This window comes from Streptomyces sp. NPDC006879, from assembly GCF_042869595.1.
Classification (GTDB): domain Bacteria; phylum Actinomycetota; class Actinomycetes; order Streptomycetales; family Streptomycetaceae; genus Streptomyces.
Map to the genome: position 1 here is coordinate 60,024 of NZ_JBIAGC010000027.1, position 18,179 is coordinate 78,202.

Here is an 18,179-nt window from a genome sequence, read left to right on the forward strand (position 1 = left end):
CTTCGTCAGTGGTCGTCGGTTGTGCGTCCAGGAATGGTAACGAGGCCCGCTGTGCGCGAGTGCCGCGGACTGCTCCACATGATCGCGGAGCGGGCTTCAACCCTCTCGCGGCGGTCTGCGCTGCCCACGAGCGGAAAGGGAGCGCCCGCCGGCGGGCGGGCCACGTACCCTTTTCTGTTGTGCCGAACGCCAATGAAGACAATCCCAGTGCCCTGAGCCAGGTGCAGCACCGTGCAGTGAGTGAATTGCTGCGGGTCTCCCCGGTTGCCGACGATCTTGCCCGCCGGTTCCAGGAAGCCGGCTTCAGCCTTGCGCTGGTTGGGGGCTCCGTCAGGGACGCGTTGCTGGGGCGTCTTGGTAACGATCTCGACTTCACCACGGATGCCCATCCCGAGGACGTGCTGAAGATCGTCCGCCCGTGGGCGGACGCGGTCTGGGACGTAGGCATCGCTTTCGGCACGGTCGGTGCCCAGAAGGACTCCAGCGAGGCGGCTGACGGGGCGGGGGCTCCCGCTGCACCACGTCGTTTCCAGATCGAGATCACCACCTATCGGTCCGAGGCCTATGACCGCACCTCGCGCAAGCCCGAGGTGTCCTACGGCGAATCGATCGAGGAGGACCTGGTCCGCCGGGACTTCACGGTGAACGCCATGGCCGTGGCGCTCCCGGAAAAGGAGTTCATCGACCCGCACGGCGGTCTTGAGGACCTTGCCGCGCGGGTGCTTCGTACGCCCGGCACGCCTCAGGAGTCGTTCTCCGATGATCCGCTGCGCATGTTGCGCGCAGCTCGTTTCGCTGCTCAGCTCGACTTCGAGTTGGCACCCGAGGTCGTTTCGGGCATGAAGGAGATGGCCGAGCGCATCGAGATCGTCTCCGCGGAGCGGGTGCGCGACGAGCTGAACAAGCTGCTGCTCTCCGCCCACCCCCGTAAGGGTTTGGGTTTGCTGGTGGACACCGGGCTCGCTGACCGGATCCTTCCGGAACTGCCCGCCCTCCGGCTGGAAAGCGACGAACATCACCGGCACAAGGACGTCTACGACCATTCCTTGATCGTGCTGGAGCAGGCGATGGATCTGGAGGAAGAGGGGCCGGACCTGGTACTGCGACTGGCAGCCCTGCTTCATGACATCGGCAAGCCCCGCACCCGCCGTTTCGAGGGCGATGGCCGGGTCTCCTTCCATCACCATGAGGTGGTGGGCGCGAAGATGACCAAGAAGCGAATGACCGCCCTGAAGTACAGCAACGACATGGTCAGGGATGTCTCCCGCCTCGTCGAGCTGCACCTACGGTTCCACGGTTACGGGACCGGGGAATGGACCGACTCCGCGGTTCGTCGCTACGTACGCGACGCCGGCCCAATGCTGGAGCGGCTCCACAAGCTGACGCGTTCTGACTGCACCACGCGGAACAAGCGCAAGGCCAACGCGCTCTGGCGGGCGTACGACGGCTTGGAGGACCGGATCACGGAGCTGAAGGAGCAGGAGGAGCTCGACGCGATCCGCCCCGATCTCGACGGCAACGAGATCATGCAGATCCTGGGGGTCCGTCCGGGCCCCGAGGTGGGCCGGGCCTACGGGTTCCTCATGGAGCTGCGTCTGGAGAACGGCCCGATGGGTCCTGAGGCCGCTGCTGAAGCGCTCAGGACCTGGTGGGCTGCTCAAGGCTGAAGTTCTCCTCGGGTGAGACCCGAGCCGCTGGGTGGACGTTTCACGTGAAACATCCACCCAGCGGGGGACACCCCTTAGCGGGAAGCAGGGTGTGAGGGTTTCACGTGAAACATCCATGCCCCGACGCCGCCGTAGATCGCCGCCACGACCAACATGAGTGCGGGAGAGCGGCCATCGGGCGGAAGCATCAGGGCTGCGACGGCGGCTGCACCCACAAAGGCAACGTTGAAGAGCACGTCATAGACGGCGAACACACGGCCCCGGAAGGCGTCGTCCACCGAGGCCTGTACCGCCGTATCAGTGGCGATCTTGGCTCCCTGGGTGACCAGGCCGAGGAAGAAGGCGGCGATCAGCATGGGGTGTGGAGCGAAGGGTAGGCCGAGGGCCGGCACCAGAATCGCGGCACAGGAAGCGAGGAGAGCGATCCAGCGGCGGGTGTCCAGCCTTCGTACGGCCCATGGTGTCACCACCGCCGCGGTGAAGAAGCCCCCTCCCGAGACGCCCACGGCCAGCCCCAGCAGGGCCAAGCCCTCTGACTCGGTGTTGGACCATGCGTACCTGCACAGCATGAGCAGCATCACCGTGAGTGCTCCGTAGCAGAACCGAAGCAGTGTCATCGAGGTCAAGGCACGCGCAGCATCCGTATGCGTGCGGAGGTGACGCAGCCCGTCGGTCATGTCACGAACGCCGATCTGCGCCGCCGTAGCCAGCGTAGGAGGGGTGCGGTCGGTCACTTGGTCCGGACCCAGGAGATCGAGGGGAAGCCGCAGCGAGGCGAGGGCTGAGCTGAGGTACAGCAGGGCGCCGAGCACCACCACCACGGTGTTGGAGCCGGCGGTCAGGAGCCCCACCCCAAAGGCGAGCCCCCCGCCGAGGGTGGCCGCCAGTGTCCCTGCGGTCGGGGAGAGGGCATTGGCGATCACCAGCTGCTCCGGCCCCACCACCCTCGGCAGGGCAGCTGACAGCCCAGCCAGGACGAAGCGGTTGACCGCCGTGACGCAGAGGGCCGAGAAGTAGAACAGCCAGTCGGGCGCGGACGTGACGATCAGGGCGGCGGTGCCGAGGGCCAACGCGGAGCGGAGCAGGTTGCCCAGGAAGAAGACCTGACGGCGGCGCCAGCGGTCCAGCAGCACACCCGTGAAGGGGCCGATGACCGAATAGGGAAGGAGCAGGACGGCCATGGCCGAGGCGATGGCCGCCGGTGACGTCTGCTTCTCGGGAGAGAAGACCACATAGGTGGCGAGGGCGACCTGGTACACGCCATCGGCTGCCTGGGACAGCAGTCGTACGGCGAGGAGGCGGCGGAAGTACCGCAGGTGCAGCAGCGCACGTAGATCACCCACGACAGGCATGTGGAACAGCGTCACACAGGTGAGGGGCCTGTGGACACGCCTCTGGGACCTTCCGCGGGAAGAACAGGCAAACCCCGGGGGCTCGAAAGGCGAGGGCCTTTGTGTTTTTCGTCAGGCTGAGTGGAGCGGAGGAGAACCCTGTGCCGCGGGTCGGGACCGGTGCACCGACTTCGAAGCCGATCCTGACCGGCGACGAGGTCGCAGCCTGTCGTAACGGGCTGCGACCTCGTTGTCCTGGCCGGCTCGGGGCGTACTAGCGCTCGACCTCGCCCTTGATGAACTTCTCGATGTTCTCGCGGGCCTCGTCGTCGAAGTACTGGACCGGCGGCGACTTCATGAAGTACGAGGACGCGGAGAGGATCGGGCCACCGATGCCCCGGTCCTTGGCGATCTTCGCGGCGCGCAGCGCGTCGATGATGACACCCGCGGAGTTCGGCGAGTCCCACACCTCGAGCTTGTACTCCAGGTTCAGGGGGACGTCACCGAAGGCACGGCCCTCAAGACGCACGTACGCCCACTTGCGGTCGTCGAGCCAGGCGACGTAGTCGGACGGGCCGATGTGGACGTTCTTCTCGCCCAGGTCCCGGTCGGGGATCTGGGAGGTGACGGCCTGCGTCTTGGAGATCTTCTTGGACTCCAGGCGCTCGCGCTCCAACATGTTCTTGAAGTCCATGTTGCCGCCGACGTTCAGCTGCATGGTGCGCTCCAGGACCACGCCACGGTCCTCGAAGAGCTTCGCCATCACGCGGTGCGTGATGGTCGCACCGACCTGGGACTTGATGTCGTCGCCGACGATCGGGACACCGGCCTCGGTGAACTTGTCCGCCCACTCCTTGGTGCCGGCGATGAAGACCGGGAGGGCGTTGACGAAGGCGACCTTGGCGTCGATGGCGCACTGCGCGTAGAACTTCGCGGCGTCTTCGGATCCGACGGGGAGGTAGCAGACGAGAACGTCCACCTCACGGTCCTTGAGCACCTGAACCACGTCCACGGGAGTCTCGGGGGACTCCTCGATGGTGGCCCGGTAGTACTTGCCGAGGCCATCGAGGGTGTGGCCGCGCTGAACGGTCACACCGGACGCCGGGACGTCACAGATCTTGATGGTGTTGTTCTCGCTGGCACCGATGGCGTCCGCGAGGTCGAGGCCGACCTTCTTCGCGTCGACGTCGAAGGCGGCGACGAACTCGACGTCGCGGACGTGGTAGTCGCCGAACTGGACGTGCATCAGACCCGGGACCTTGGCCGCCGGGTCGGCGTCCTTGTAGTACTCGACGCCCTGCACCAGCGAGGCGGCGCAGTTTCCTACGCCGACGATGGCTACGCGAACCGAACCCATTCCGGTTGCTCCCTGTTGTTCTCAGTGTTCCAGTTGAGCCCCTGCGGTGTGCAGGGCCTCACTTTGCGGTGTCGTCGGGCGATTCGGATCGTCGCCGATCACGTCCCGCCCGTTCGCTCTCGATGAGCTCGTTCAGCCAGCGCACTTCGCGCTCCACGGACTCCATGCCGTGTCGCTGGAGCTCAAGCGTGTAGTCGTCGAGGCGCTCGCGGGTGCGGGCGAGGGAGGCGCGCATCTTCTCCAAGCGCTCCTCCAGCCGGCTACGCCGGCCCTCCAGTACGCGCATCCGCACTTCGCGTTCGGTCTGACCGAAGAAGGCGAAGCGGGCGGCGAATGACTCGTCCTCCCAGGTGTCCGGTCCGGTGTGGGAGAGGAGCTCCTCGAAATGCTCCTTCCCCTCGGCCGTCAACCGGTAGACGATCTTGGCTCGGCGCCCTGCGAGCGATGCAGCGAGGGCGTCTTCCGGGGCGCTGCCGGGCTCCTCGATCAACCAGCCGTTGGCGACCAGCGTCTTGAGGCAGGGATAGAGCGTTCCGTAACTGAACGCCCGGAACACCCCCAACGAGGTGTTGAGCCGTTTGCGCAGCTCATAGCCATGCATGGGGGATTCACGCAGCAGGCCGAGGACGGCGAATTCGAGGATGCCGGAGCGCCTGCTCACGTCTTCGCCTCCTCACGCCCTGACCCTTTATGCCGAGACGATGTATCGGCTCGATACATCCAGACGATAGAACGGGCTGTCGCACACGACAAGGCCATACCTGGTGACCGGCATCACATCATCAATTCGATGGGGGTAAGTTGCCTGATTTGGGGTGAACTTCGGCACTGGTTGGGTTTTGACCGTGCGTAGTCTGTGCGCCATGCAGACCCGTGCGACCGCATCCCCGCAACGGGACGGGCGCACGTCGGGGGGACTGGAAATCACCTGCCGCTTCCAGGCGATCGCGCCTGCCCGAGGAGTAGTCGTTCGATGAGCGAGCACCGTCGCAAACCGCAGCAGTCAGGCGGACGCGCCGCGGCCCGCCGGGCCGCGCAGCCGCCGCGCACCGGCCGTCGCGCGGAGCCGGGACGGGACGTCCCGACCGGATCGCCTTCCGGCCCCTACGGTTCGTCACCCGGCCCCTACGGCCATCAGGCCTCCCCCGGGCAGGAACAGCCGTACGGTGGCCGAGCCGAGGCCCGTAGAGCCGCGCAGCGCGGAGGGGCAGGGCGTAGACGGGGCGCCGAGCCCGGGCGAGGCCGTAAGACGCCCGACAAGCGCTTCATCAACTACCCGCGCTCCGACCAGGACGGCTGGAAGCGTTTCATGCCCTCCTGGAAGCTGGTTTCGGGCACGCTCTTCGGGTTCTTCGCCATCCTGCTGGCCGGCACCGGCATCGCGTTCGCCATGGTCGGTACGCCCAACGCCAATGCGATGGCCCAAGCGCAGAACAACGTCTTCTACTGGTCCGACGGCACCCAGATGGCCGCGACCGGCGGTCAGCGAAACCGACAGAACGTCACGATCGACCAGATCCCCCGCACCATGCAGGACGCGGTGATCGCCGCCGAGAACGAGACCTTCCGCGACGACCACGGCGTGGACCCGAAGGGCATCGCCCGTGCGGTGGTCAACATGCTCCGCGGGCAGTCCACTCAGGGTGGCTCGACGATCACCCAGCAGTACGTGAAGAACACCTACCTGGAGCAAGACCAGACGATCAAGCGCAAGGTCACCGAGCTCTTCATCTCAATAAAGCTCGGTGCCACCGCGGACAAGAACGACATCCTCGCGGGCTACCTCAACACCGCCTACTTCGGCCGCGGAGCGTACGGTATCCAGGCGGCTGCCCAGGCCTACTTCAAGGTCGACAGCAATAAGCTGGACCCCTCGCAGAGCGCCTTCCTCGCCAATCTCCTCAAGGGCCCCAACCTCTACAATCCGGATGGCGGCATCGGCTCCGCGGCCACCCCGGAGGCGAACACCAAGCGGGCCCAGGCCCGCTGGAAGTGGATCCTGGACCGCGAGGTCAAGGTGGGCCTGATGACGCCGGACGAGCGCGCCAAGCACCAGGAATTCCCACAGCTGGCACCCTCGACCGAGGCCCAGTCGCTGGCCGGCCAGACCGGCTACCTGGTGGAGACCGCCAAGTCCTATGTCATGAAGGCGAAGAACCTCGACATCAAGGACCTCGAACTCGGCGGCTACCGGATCTACACCACCTTCGACAAGAAGAAGGTCAACGCGCTCGCCAAGGCCGTGGACAAGACCCGGGAGGACTTCCTCAACCCTGAGCGCCGTGATGAGGACCGGTTCGTCCAGTTCGGCGCCGCCTCGGTGGACCCCTCGAACGGGGCGATCGTGGCCCTCTACGGCGGCGCGGGCATGGACAAGAAGCACTTCTCCAACAACGCGAACACGACCGGCGTGCCGGTCGGCTCGACCTGGAAGCCGTACGTGTTGGCAGCAGCCATGGAGTACGGCACCCAGAACTCCGACGGCGGCATCTCCCAGGACAGTAAGTACAACGGCAACGACCTGATCGTGATCAAGAACCGGTTCGGCGATCCGGTGATGGGCAACGACGGAAAGCCCTTCCGCCAGAAGAACGAGGGAACGACCCGGTACGGCTACGTGACGCTCACCAAGGCGATGGAAGACTCGATCAACACGCCGTTCGTCCAACTCGGTTTCGACGTCGGCCACGACAAGATCCGAAAGGTCGCGGAGTCCACCGGCATCCTCAAGGAGTCCATGGACCCCAACAACAACGCCTCCTTCGCGCTCGGCACCTCCACCCCCAGCGCCATCCGGATGGCCGACTCCTACGCCACCTTCGCCGCCTCCGGCACCCACCACGAGCCCTACTCGGTGAAGGAGGTCCGCAAAGACGGGATCAAGCTCACCGGATTCGGGAAGCCCGAGTCCCAGCGGGCCATGGACAACTCCATCGCCGACAACATCACCAAGGTGTTGGAGAACGTCGTCGAGAACGGCACCGGAACCAAGGCCCGCAAGCTCGGCCGACCCGCTGCCGGCAAGACCGGAACCACCGACAAGAACAAGTCGGCCTGGTTCGTCGGCTACACCCCGCAACTGTCCACGGCCGTCACCCTCTTCCGCACGGACCCGAACAGCAAGGACAAAGAACTGCTGTCGATGAACAACACCGGCGGAGTTCCCTCGATCCACGGTGGTGACATCCCCGCCGAGATCTGGACCGAGTACATGAAGGCCGCTCTGAAGGGGCAGCCGGTCGAGGACTTCCCGGAGGCAGAGGACATCGGCGAGCGCGCCGACTCGCTCGGTGCACCCTCCCCGACCCCCTCGAAGTCCCTGGAACCGAAGGAATCCCCCACCACGGAAGAGCCGGAGGAGTCCCCCGAGCCGTCCCCCTCGCGTTCGAGCGCCAAGCCGCGCCCCAGTTGCAAGCCCTGGAAGTGGGACTGCGGTGACGCCGGCGGTACCGACGAAGGCGCCGTCGCCGGCACGGACGAGGGCGCGGACGGGGACGCCATCGGCGGGCCCTCGTCCAGCCCCACGCCCACCAGTACCCGCAGCGCCCGACCCAGCCGACCCGGCAGCGACAGCGGGGGACTGATCGGCGGCCCGACGGAGGACCAACCGTAGCCCGAGGGGTCGTTCACCGACCGCCAGGAGGGCCGCCGCACCACAGGTGCGGCGGCCCTCAGCGCATCCCCGGCTCCGTACGGCAGGATGGCCCCCATGACCATGGAGCACCAGGACGGCCCCGTGCTGCCGACCAGGCAGGACGAGGTGGCCGCCGCCGGCAGTGAACTACTGGGCGGACCCATCGGCCGCTACGCCCGTCTGGGTGGCCACTGGCTCACTCCGGTGCGTGTCGTCGTCCTCACCGCCCTGGGCATGTTCGCCCTCGGCATGGTGCAGAAGCTGCCCTGCTACAACTGGGCCTGGTTCCGCGGAGCGGGCTCCCAGTACACCCACGCCTGCTACTCCGATATTCCGCACCTCTACCTGGCGCGCGGGTTCTCCGAGGGCCTGGTGCCCTACTTCGACCGGCTGCCCGGCGATATGCAGTACCTGGAGTACCCGGTGCTCACCGGCCTGTTCATGGAGGTCGCCGCCTGGATGACGCCCGGCAGTGGTGAGCTCCAGCACCGGGAGCAGCTGTACTGGATGGTCAACGCCGGCCTGCTGATGGTCTGCGCCGCGGTGATCGCCGTCTGTGTCGCCCGCACCCACCACCGCCGGCCCTGGGACGCCCTCCTGCTCGCCCTGGCGCCTGCGTTCGCGCTGACCGCAACCATCAACTGGGACCTGCTCGCCGTCGCCCTCACCGCCGCCGCCCTCCTGATGTGGTCCCGGGGCCGGGCCCTGGCCTTCGGTGTTCTCATCGGCCTCGCGACGGCAGCCAAGCTCTACCCGGTCCTCATCCTCGGGCCACTGTTTGTCCTGTGCTGGCGGGCCGGCGCCTGGCGGGCCTACGGCTCGGCCCTCGGAGGGGCCGTCGCCTCCTGGCTCGTGGTGAACGTCCCCGTCATGCTGCTCGCCCCGCAGGGGTGGAAGAAGTTCTACACCTTCAGCCGGGAACGGCCCGTCGACTTCGGCTCGCTCTGGCTGATCATCTCGCAGCGCACGGGAAACCCCCTGACCGATGCCAACGTCTACGCCACGCTGCTCACCCTGGTGCTGTGCGCGGGCATCGGCCTCCTCGTCCTGACGGCACCGCGCAGGCCCCGGCTGGCCCAAGTGGCCTTCTTGGTCGTCGCCGTCTTCATCCTGGCCAACAAGGTCTACTCACCGCAGTACGTGCTGTGGCTGATCCCGCTGGCCGCACTGGCCCGGCCGCGCTGGCGCGACTTCCTCATCTGGCAGACCGGTGAAGTGCTCTACTTCCTCGGTATCTGGATGTACCTCGCCTACACCACCAGTGGCGACAGCCATCAGGGCTTGCCCACCGAGGGGTACCAGCTCGCGATCGCGGCGCACCTGCTCGGCACGCTCTACCTGTGCGGGGTGGTCGTGCGCGACATCCTCAAGCCCGAACGGGACGTGGTGCGCCAGGACGGCTCCGACGACCCTTCCGGGGGAGTCCTCGACAACGCGCCCGACGTCTTCACCCTGAGGGCCGCGCCGGCAGGCCAACCGCAGCCGGTCGCGCCCGAGGACACCGGAGCCCGGGTGGGCTGGGGTGTCCCGGTCGCCCGGGACTGACCCGCGGCGCGGCCGACTCCAGCGATCTCCTAACGGTCCACGACCCGGTCGAACTGCGTGGTGGTGTGCCGTAGGTGCGCCACCAGTTCGTCACCGACCTTGGGTTCCTCGGCCTCCGAGGGGACGAAGAGGATCGACACCTGCATGTGTGGGGGCTCCGCGAACCACCGCTGCTTGCCCGCCCACACGAACGGCGAGAGATTGCGATTGACCGTCGCCAGGCCCGCCCGGGCCACTCCCTTGGCCCGCGGCATCACGCCGTGCATCGCCTTCGGGGCCTCCAGGCCGACGCCGTGTGAGGTTCCGCCGGCCACCACCACCAGCCAGCCGTCCGAAGCCGCCTTTTGTTGGCGGTAGCCGAAGCGGTCGCCCTTGGCCACCCGGGTGACGTCCAGTACCGCCCCCCGGTACTCCGTCGCCTCGTGATCACCCAGCCACAACCGGGTGCCGATCCTGGCACGGAACCTGGTCTGCGGGAACTGCTGGCGCAGCCGCTCCAACTCCTCGGCCCGTAGGTGACTCACGAACATGGTGTGCAGCGGAAGCCGGGCGGCACGCAGCCGGTCCATCCAGCCGATGACCTCCTCCACGGCGTCCGAGCCGTCCGGCCGGTCCAGCGGCAGGTGAAGGGCGAAGCCCTCCAGGCGGACGTCTTCGATCGCACCCACCAACTGGCTCAGGTCCTGTTCACTGACGCCGTGGCGTTTCATCGAGCTCATGCACTCGATGACGACCCGCACACCGACCAGCGACCGCACCCCGTCGAGCGAGGACACCGATCGGATGACCCGGTCCGGCAGTGGCACCGGCTCCTCGCCCCGACGGAACGGGGTCAGCACGAGGAGATCCCCGCTGAACCAGTCCTTGATGGTGGCGGCCTCGTAAGTGGTGCCCACGGCCAGTACATCGGCGCCGAGCCGGGTCGCCTCCTCGGCGAGCCGCTCGTGGCCGAAGCCGTAGCCGTTTCCCTTGCAGACCGGGATCATCCCCGGGAACTGCTCTTGCACCTGCTTGTGGTGCGCACGCCAGCGCGCGGTGTCGACGTAGAGCGTGAGCGCCATGACCTGACGGAACCTCTCTCGAAAAAGTACGGGGTGGGGCTGGGGATGCAACCCCCTCAAGACTGCGGCATCAACGGCGCGACATGTAGATGTCCAGCGCCTTGTGCAGCAGTTTGTTGAGCGGGAAGTCCCACTCTCCGACGTACTCCACGGCTTCCCCACCGGTGCCGACCTTGAACTGGATCAGACCGAACAGGTGGTCGTTCTCGTCCAACGAGTCGCTGATGCCTCGAAGGTCGTAGACGCTGGCGCCCAGTGCATAGGCATCGCGTAGCATCCGCCACTGCATCGCGTTCGAGGGCCGCACCTCGCGCTTGTGATTGGCCGAAGCCCCGTAGGAGTACCAGACGTGGTGGCCCACCGTCAGCATGGTGGCGGCGGCCAGGGGTTCTCCCTCATGCACCGCAATGTACAGGCGCATGCGATTGGGGTCCTCGGAGTTGAGGGCCGTCCACTGGCGCTGGAAGTAGCTCAGCGGGCGGGGGCGGAACTTGTCGCGCTCAGCTGTCACTTCGTACAACTGCTGCCACACCGGCAGGTCCTCGTAGCCGCCCTGGACCACCTCGACGCCGGCCTTGTCGGCCTTCTTGATGTTGCGGCGCCACAGCTGGTTGAAGCCCTTGAGGACATCGTCCAAGGAGCGGTTCGCGAGCGGTACCTGGAACACGTAGCGCGGTTGTACGTCACCGAAGCCGGCGCCGCCGTCCTCGCTCTGCTGCCATCCCATCCGGCGCAACTTGTCCGACACCTCGAAGGCACGCGGCTCGATGTGCGTCGCCTCGACATCCCGCAGTCGCTTGACTTCGGGGTCCTGGATGCCCGCCTTGATGGCGGTGGCGTTCCAACGGCGGATCACCACCGGCGGCCCCATCTTGACCGTGAACGCCCCCTGCTGCTTCAGGTGGGCCAGCATCGGCTCCAGCCACTGCTCCAGGTTCGGAGCGAACCAGTTGATGACCGGGCCCTCCGGCAGGTAGGCCAAGTACCTCTTCACCTTGGGCAGCTGGCGGTACAAGACCAGGGCCGCACCGACGAGTTCGCCGGATTCGTCGAACCAGCCCAGGTTCTCCGACCGCCACTCATTCTTGACGTCGGCCCACGCCGGGACCTGGCAGTGGCTCGCCGCGGGCAGGCTCTGGATATAAGCCAGATGCTGCTCTCGGCTGATGGTCCTCAGGGACAAGCTCATGCGGGGCGCTCCTCCGGCGACTTCGCTGGGTATGGCGCGAAGCCTACTGCGAGCTGGAAGAGCGCCCCTGACGAGCCCGATCGCCCTGAGCGCCGCTAACCGATCACGCCGCCGAAGAGACCGCCGTGCGCCATGCCGAGGAAGAACCCGAAGGCGGAGGCGCCGAGCCCGATGATCAACGCGAAGCGCTCGCGTGTCGTCTCCGAGATGAACTGCCCGTAGGCGCCGGTCAGGATTCCGATCAGCCCGGCCCATGAGCTCAGAAGGTGCAGTCCGTAGAAGAACGAGGTGACGAACGCCACCGCGCCCAAGACGAGGGTGACGGCCAGCAGCGTGTCCTGGAGGGGATGCGACTTGCCGTCGGTCGCGAGCAGCGAGATGGAGGAGTGGGGAGCGTTTGCCTGTGCCATGAGGGCACCTCCTGGCAATAGAGGGAACGGTGCGTCCCGTACCTCCAGCCTGGACGGCCTCGGTCCGCGGGCATAGCACCGCGCACACCCGATGTGTACAGATTGTGGCCCACCTCCGCCGGATTTCAACCGGACGGGCGCGAGCAGGTACTCTGTACGGTCTGCACTGGTGTCTGCCCAGACACCAGCGCTCACGCATCACGACCCTCCTGCCACGGAACGACCGTGGCCGCTGAGTCCAAAGGAGGTGGGTTCCACATGCGTCACTACGAGGTGATGGTCATCCTCGACCCCGATCTGGAGGAGCGCGCTGTCTCCCCCCTGATCGAGAACTTCCTCTCCGTCGTCCGTGAGGGCAACGGAAAGGTCGAGAAGGTCGACACCTGGGGCCGTCGTCGTCTCGCTTACGAGATCAAGAAGAAGCCCGAGGGCATCTACTCGGTCATCGACCTGCAGGCCGAGCCTGCGGTCGTCAAGGAGCTCGACCGCCAGATGAACCTGAACGAGTCGGTCCTCCGGACCAAGGTCCTCCGTCCCGAGACCCACTGAGCACCTAGCTCAGAAGTCATCGGGTTCGAGTAGCAGTAACCAAGCAGCCAGCAGAAATCCCCGCCGAGAGGTTCATCCATGGCAGGCGAGACCGTCATCACGGTCGTCGGCAATCTCGTCGACGACCCCGAGCTGCGTTTCACCCCGTCCGGGGCGGCAGTCGCGAAGTTCCGTGTCGCGTCGACCCCCCGTACCTTCGATCGCCAGACCAATGAGTGGAAGGACGGCGAAAGCCTGTTCCTGACCTGCTCGGTGTGGCGCCAGGCGGCGGAGAACGTCGCCGAGTCGCTCCAGCGAGGCATGCGTGTCGTCGTGCAGGGGCGACTGAAGCAGCGGTCCTACGAGGACCGTGACGGAGTCAAGCGCACGGTCTACGAGCTGGACGTCGAGGAAGTCGGCCCCAGTCTTCGCAACGCCACGGCCAAGGTCACCAAGACCACGGGTCGCGGTGGCCAGGGTGGATACGGCGGCGGATCGGGCGGCGGTCAGCAGGGCGGCAGCTGGGGCGGAGCCCCCGGCGGCGGCGCACCGCAGGGCGGCGGAGCTCCCTCCGACGACCCGTGGGCGTCCAGCGCCCCGGCCGGCGGCGGTCAGCAGGGCGGTTGGGGCGGTAGCTCCGGCGGCTCCGGTGGCTCTGGCTCCGGTGGCGGCTACTCGGACGAGCCGCCCTTCTAGGGCAGCCCGTTCCCCACTTCTTGATCACACAGGAGAAACACCATGGCGAAGCCGCCTGTGCGCAAGCCTAAGAAGAAGGTCTGCGCGTTCTGCAAGGACAAGACCGCTTACGTGGACTACAAGGACACGAACATGCTGCGGAAGTTCATTTCCGACCGCGGCAAGATCCGTGCCCGTCGCGTGACCGGCAACTGCACGCAGCACCAGCGTGACGTCGCCACGGCCGTCAAGAACAGCCGTGAGATGGCGCTGCTGCCCTACACGTCCACCGCGCGATAAGGGAAGGGTGACCAACTAATGAAGATCATCCTCACCCACGAGGTCTCCGGCCTCGGTGGCGCCGGTGACGTCGTCGAGGTCAAGGACGGCTACGCTCGCAACTACCTGGTCCCGCGTGGTTTCGCGATCCGCTGGACCAAGGGTGGCGAGAAGGACGTCGCGCAGATCCGTCGTGCCCGCAAGATCCACGAGATCGCGACCATCGAGCAGGCCAACGAGGTCAAGGCCAAGCTTGAGGGCGTCAAGGTCCGCCTCGTGACCCGCTCGGGTGACGCCGGCCGCCTCTTCGGTTCCGTTACCCCGGCTGACATCGCCACGGCGATCGAGGCTGCTGGCGGCCCGAAGGTGGACAAGCGCCGCGTCGAGCTCGCCGCGCCGATCAAGACCCTCGGCTCGTACCAGGTCTCCGTGCGCCTGCACGCTGACGTGGCTGCGAACGTCGGCCTTGAGGTCGTCGCTGCGTAAGCACATCGCGCTCCTCTGAGGGGCGTGGAGAGGGCCGCACCCCATGGGGGCGGCCCTCTCGTCTTGGTGCTCTTCGCTGTTTCACGTGAAACAGCGAAGAGCACTGTCCGTTTCACGTGAAACACAGCCTCATCGGGTGGCGCCCGTCACCAACCAGCGGCCCGACTGAGCGCGCAGCTGCAGCGTGAGCATCCGAACCAGCATCATCAAGGTCATCGCGCACCACAGGGCGGTGAGGCCACCGCCCACCGAGGGAACGAGGAGCGCGGCGGGGGCGAAGACGCCGAGGGTCAGGAGCATCGCCCATGCCAGATAAGGACCGTCTCCCGCTCCCATGAGAACGCCGTCGAGTACGAAGACCACTCCGCTGATCGGCTGTGACAGGGCGATCACCAAGAGAGCGGGCACCAGCGCGGTCCGCACGGTTGGGTCCCCGGTGAAGAGGGGGACGAAGAGCGGGCGCGCAGCGATGACCAGTGCGCCGAGGATCACCCCGGCGGCTATGCCCCACTGCACCATGCGGCGGCAGACGGCCTGGGCGCCCTCGACATCTCCGGCGCCCAGATAGCGACCGATGATGGATTGCCCGGCGATGGCGATCGCGTCCAGGGCGAAGGCCAGGAGACTCCACAGCGAGAGCAGGATCTGATGAGCTGCGACCTCGGTGTCCCCCAGACCGGCGGCCACGAAGGTCGCGATGATCAGTACTGCCCGCAGTGACAGCGTGCGGACCAGGAGGGGTGCTCCCGCTTGCGCGCAGGCACGGATTCCCGCGCTGTCGGGGCGGAGCGAAGCGCCGTGCCGCCGTGCGCCGCGGACGACCACGATGAGATAGACGGTGGCCATGGCGCACTGGGCGATCACGGTGCCCCAAGCAGATCCTGCGATCCCCAGACCGGCGCCGTAGACCAAGCCCACGCTGAGGAGCGCGTTGGCGCTGAATCCGGCGATGGCCACGTACAGGGGAGTGCGGGTGTCCTGGAGACCGCGTAGGACACCGGTCGCTGCCAGGACGACGAGCATGGCCGGGATGCCGAGCACGGAGATGCGCAGGTAGGTCACGGCGTAGGGGCTCGCCGTGTCGGAGGCGCCGAGGAGGGACACCAGCCACGGGGCAGTAGGGAGAGCTGTTGCGGCCACTGCCGTGCCCAGCAGCAGGGCGAGCCAGATGCCGTCCATGCCTTGGCGGATCGCGGCGGTCATGTCGCCTGCCCCTACCCGGCGGGCAACGGCGGCGGTCGTGGCGTAGGCAAGGAAGACGAAGACGCTGACAGCGGTCGTCAGGAGAGCCGCGGAGATCCCCAGGCCGGCTAGTTGCCTGGTACCGAGGTGGCCGACGACAGCACTGTCGACCAGGACGAAGAGGGGCTCGGCGACCAGCGCGCCGAAGGCCGGGACTGCGAGGGAGACGATCTCCCGGTCGTGCCGTCTCCGGCCTGTCGCCGTGGCTGCGGGGGCCTGTGTCATACGCTCAATCTAATCTTCCACAGGTAACAGACTCAACCCTTAAAGAGTCCTTACCGATTGCCGCTCGAACGACGCGCCGGAGCGCCGTTCGAGGTGATCTTGAAATGCGTTCCCAAGTTTTTCTCCCCCACAGCCGGTGGATGAAGAAAGCCCAGGTCACCATGGGTGCGTGAGGGGCTCCGGTGATTTTGTCCACAGCGCTGTCCCCCGGTCCGTACACAGGATGGACCGACTTACCCACAGCAAAGGCGCCGTCATCCACATGTCGTCCACACGCCCTGTGGATAACCAGATTGGCTGACGTCGCCGACACCCCTACCGTTGAGCGGTGCCTGCCTCCTGAGTCCGGTCTCCGGATCCTTCTCAGAACCTCGTTCGGAAGCGGATTCGGGCGCCTCATATGTCAGAGCGGTGTCGTAGAAAGAGTGACACGGCGAGGTCCGCGCAGCGGACGGGAGGAGGTGCCCGGTGAGCATCGCCGAGCCCATGGACGACCCCTGGGCCGATAGCGGCCCCAGCGACCGTCTCCCCGTCTCACGGCCGCGACGCAGTGAGGGCCGCGGACGCGGCGAGGAACAGCACGAGCGCGGCAGCGAGGGCGGGTCGTGGGACTCGGGCGGCAGCGGCTTCGAGCGAGTGCCTCCGCAGGACCTGGACGCCGAGCAGTCCGTACTGGGCGGCATGCTCCTGTCCAAGGACGCGATCGCCGACGTGGTCGAAGTCCTGAAGGGCAATGACTTCTACCGTCCGTCGCACGAGACGATCTACCAGGCGATCCTCGACCTCTACGCCAAGGGGGAGCCCGCAGACCCCATCACCGTAGGTGCGGAGCTCACCAAGCGCGGGGAGATCACCAAGGTCGGTGGGGCCTCCTACCTGCACACCCTCGTCCAGTCAGTGCCCACAGCGGCCAATGCCGAGTACTACGCCGAGATCGTGCGCGAGCGGGCGGTGCTGCGACGGCTGGTCACCGCCGGCACGAAGATCACACAGATGGGCTACGCGGCGGACGGCGACGTCGACGAGATCGTCAACAGTGCCCAGGCCGAGATCTACGCCGTCACCGAGCAGCGGACCTCCGAGGACTACCTTCCGCTGGGCGACATCATGGAGGGGGCCCTCGACGAAATCGAGGCCATCGGCTCCCGTAGCGGCCAGATGTCCGGAGTGCCGACGGGCTTCACCGACCTGGACTCGCTCACGAACGGCCTTCACCCGGGACAGATGATCGTCATCGCCGCCCGTCCGGCGATGGGTAAGTCCACCCTGGCACTCGACTTCGCCCGGGCCTGTTCGATCAAGAGCAACCTCCCGAGCGTGATCTTCTCCCTCGAAATGGGCCGCAACGAGATCGCGATGCGACTGCTCTCGGCGGAAGCCAGAGTGGCGCTGCACCACATGCGCTCGGGCACCATGACGGACGACGACTGGACGAGGCTGGCCCGCCGGATGCCGGATGTCTCGGCCGCCCCGCTCTACATCGACGACTCCCCGAACCTGTCGATGATGGAGATCCGAGCCAAGTGTCGAAGACTCAAGCAGCGCAACGACCTCCAGTTGGTCGTCATCGACTACCTCCAGCTGATGCAATCCGGAGGCGCTCGCCGCCCCGAGAGCCGCCAACAGGAGGTCTCTGACATGTCACGAAACCTCAAGCTGCTGGCGAAGGAGCTTGAGGTCCCGGTGATCGCACTGTCCCAGCTGAACCGTGGACCCGAACAGCGCACCGACAAGAAGCCGATGGTCTCCGACCTGCGTGAGTCCGGCTCGATCGAGCAGGACGCCGACATGGTCATCCTGCTGCACCGCGAGGACGCGTACGAGAAGGAGTCGCCCAGGGCCGGCGAAGCGGATCTGATCGTGGCCAAGCACCGTAACGGCCCGACCGCGACGATCACGGTGGCGTTCCAGGGGCACTACTCGCGCTTCGTGGACATGGCCCAGACGTAGGGGCGGGCTTTTGTAGGGTCTGAAATGAAGGGCCTCAAATCCCGCTTCCTGATCTCAGAGTCAGCTGCATGTGGACGGCATTGATGTGGCCGTCCCCTCCGGCCGGGTGGCGGTGCCAGCCACCAGACCGCCCTCCGCACCGCCGACGAAGCCGACGCTCTCCCCGCCACCCCTCGCAAAGCGCTCACCAGCTCATACGCACGCCGGAGGCTCTCCCGCTTCCTGGCAGCCCGGACCTATCCCGCCCTCACCCAAGCTGCCCGAGACCTCGGCATCCACCAGTCCACCCTGGTGATCCAGACCAACCGCCTCGAAGCGGACCTCGCACTGCCCCTCTTCGAACGAGCCGAACGCGGCACGGCCATGAAGCGGACCCGGTTCGGGAAGCGTGTCGTCGAGGCCGCCTAGAAGATCGCGGCTGAGGAAATGACACGACGGCGAGACGAGATACCCCGGCCAAGTCGTGAGACAACCATAGAATCCCAGGTCACGACATTGCACAGTTTGAAGCTCCCCCGTGACCGTGGACAGCGGAAACTTACGCTGCGGGGGTGAAGTCGCGTTGCAGTCGGACCCGGGTTTCGAGTGGGGTGATGTAGC

At 66.6% G+C, this 18,179-nt stretch carries 15 protein-coding genes and 1 pseudogene; 9 read left to right on the forward strand and 7 right to left on the reverse strand.

Annotation, left to right across the window (positions count from 1 at the left end; genetic code table 11):
* Positions 1-179 precede the first annotated feature (179 nt).
* A complete protein-coding gene (locus ACFYMC_RS20030; protein WP_388526873.1) occupies positions 180-1,667 on the forward strand; it encodes a CCA tRNA nucleotidyltransferase in 1,488 nt (495 codons plus the stop codon).
* A gap of 74 nt (positions 1,668-1,741) precedes the next feature.
* On the opposite strand, the gene ACFYMC_RS20035 is transcribed toward ACFYMC_RS20030, so the two are convergent.
* The 3 genes from ACFYMC_RS20035 to ACFYMC_RS20045 form a co-directional block, all read right to left on the reverse strand.
* A complete protein-coding gene (locus tag ACFYMC_RS20035; protein WP_388526876.1) occupies positions 1,742-3,019 on the reverse strand; it encodes an MFS transporter in 1,278 nt (425 codons plus the stop codon).
* A gap of 253 nt (positions 3,020-3,272) precedes the next feature.
* Positions 3,273-4,355: an inositol-3-phosphate synthase gene (locus tag ACFYMC_RS20040; RefSeq protein ID WP_388526878.1), complete on the reverse strand. Its 1,083-nt coding sequence runs from the start codon at positions 4,353-4,355 to the stop codon at positions 3,273-3,275.
* A 58-nt stretch (positions 4,356-4,413) separates the two neighbouring features.
* The gene (locus tag ACFYMC_RS20045) at positions 4,414-5,016 is read right to left on the reverse strand and encodes a helix-turn-helix transcriptional regulator (protein WP_388526881.1); all 603 of its coding nucleotides are present in this window, start codon (positions 5,014-5,016) and stop codon (positions 4,414-4,416) included.
* A gap of 312 nt (positions 5,017-5,328) precedes the next feature.
* Between ACFYMC_RS20045 and ACFYMC_RS20050 the strand changes: the two genes are divergently transcribed.
* Both ACFYMC_RS20050 and ACFYMC_RS20055 read left to right on the forward strand, forming a co-directional pair.
* Positions 5,329-7,968 (forward strand): transglycosylase domain-containing protein, encoded by a 2,640-nt coding sequence (locus ACFYMC_RS20050; protein WP_388526884.1) that lies wholly within the window; start codon positions 5,329-5,331, stop codon positions 7,966-7,968.
* Between the two features lie 96 nt (positions 7,969-8,064).
* Positions 8,065-9,534, forward strand: coding sequence for a glycosyltransferase family 87 protein (locus ACFYMC_RS20055; protein ID WP_388526887.1), 1,470 nt, complete (start codon positions 8,065-8,067; stop codon positions 9,532-9,534).
* Between the two features lie 29 nt (positions 9,535-9,563).
* On the opposite strand, the gene ACFYMC_RS20060 is transcribed toward ACFYMC_RS20055, so the two are convergent.
* The 3 genes from ACFYMC_RS20060 to ACFYMC_RS20070 form a co-directional block, all read right to left on the reverse strand.
* Complete coding sequence (locus ACFYMC_RS20060) at positions 9,564-10,595, reverse strand: alanine racemase (protein WP_388526890.1); 1,032 nt, start codon at positions 10,593-10,595, stop codon at positions 9,564-9,566.
* A 70-nt stretch (positions 10,596-10,665) separates the two neighbouring features.
* On the reverse strand, positions 10,666-11,784 hold the full coding sequence (locus ACFYMC_RS20065; RefSeq protein ID WP_388526892.1) for a lipid II:glycine glycyltransferase FemX: 1,119 nt from the start codon (positions 11,782-11,784) through the stop codon (positions 10,666-10,668).
* A 95-nt stretch (positions 11,785-11,879) separates the two neighbouring features.
* Positions 11,880-12,194 carry a hypothetical protein gene (locus ACFYMC_RS20070; protein WP_388526894.1) on the reverse strand — a complete coding sequence of 105 codons (315 nt, stop codon included), beginning with the start codon at positions 12,192-12,194 and terminating at the stop codon, positions 11,880-11,882.
* A gap of 258 nt (positions 12,195-12,452) precedes the next feature.
* On the opposite strand from ACFYMC_RS20070, the gene rpsF reads away from it, so the two are divergent.
* The 4 genes from rpsF to rplI all read left to right on the forward strand — a co-directional run bounded on the left by rpsF (position 12,453) and on the right by rplI (position 14,162).
* Positions 12,453-12,743, forward strand: a complete 291-nt coding sequence (gene rpsF, locus ACFYMC_RS20075; RefSeq protein ID WP_004950685.1) for a 30S ribosomal protein S6 — start codon at positions 12,453-12,455, stop codon at positions 12,741-12,743.
* Between the two features lie 78 nt (positions 12,744-12,821).
* Positions 12,822-13,418: a single-stranded DNA-binding protein gene (locus tag ACFYMC_RS20080; protein WP_388526897.1), complete on the forward strand. Its 597-nt coding sequence runs from the start codon at positions 12,822-12,824 to the stop codon at positions 13,416-13,418.
* 42 nt (positions 13,419-13,460) lie between these two features.
* Positions 13,461-13,697: a 30S ribosomal protein S18 gene (gene rpsR / locus ACFYMC_RS20085; RefSeq protein ID WP_005315025.1), complete on the forward strand. Its 237-nt coding sequence runs from the start codon at positions 13,461-13,463 to the stop codon at positions 13,695-13,697.
* An 18-nt stretch (positions 13,698-13,715) separates the two neighbouring features.
* A complete protein-coding gene (gene rplI / locus ACFYMC_RS20090; RefSeq protein ID WP_388526900.1) occupies positions 13,716-14,162 on the forward strand; it encodes a 50S ribosomal protein L9 in 447 nt (148 codons plus the stop codon).
* Positions 14,163-14,291: 129 nt separating this feature from the next.
* On the opposite strand, the gene ACFYMC_RS20095 is transcribed toward rplI, so the two are convergent.
* The gene (locus tag ACFYMC_RS20095) at positions 14,292-15,629 is read right to left on the reverse strand and encodes an MATE family efflux transporter (RefSeq protein ID WP_388526903.1); all 1,338 of its coding nucleotides are present in this window, start codon (positions 15,627-15,629) and stop codon (positions 14,292-14,294) included.
* A 468-nt stretch (positions 15,630-16,097) separates the two neighbouring features.
* Here ACFYMC_RS20095 and dnaB point away from each other — a divergent pair, with 468 nt between their 5' ends.
* Together dnaB and ACFYMC_RS20105 are read left to right on the forward strand one after the other, a co-directional pair.
* Positions 16,098-17,579, forward strand: a complete 1,482-nt coding sequence (gene dnaB, locus ACFYMC_RS20100) for a replicative DNA helicase (protein ID WP_388526906.1) — start codon at positions 16,098-16,100, stop codon at positions 17,577-17,579.
* Between the two features lie 219 nt (positions 17,580-17,798).
* A pseudogene (locus tag ACFYMC_RS20105) lies at positions 17,799-17,987 on the forward strand (LysR family transcriptional regulator); the annotation flags it as partial.
* Positions 17,988-18,179 lie beyond the last annotated feature (192 nt).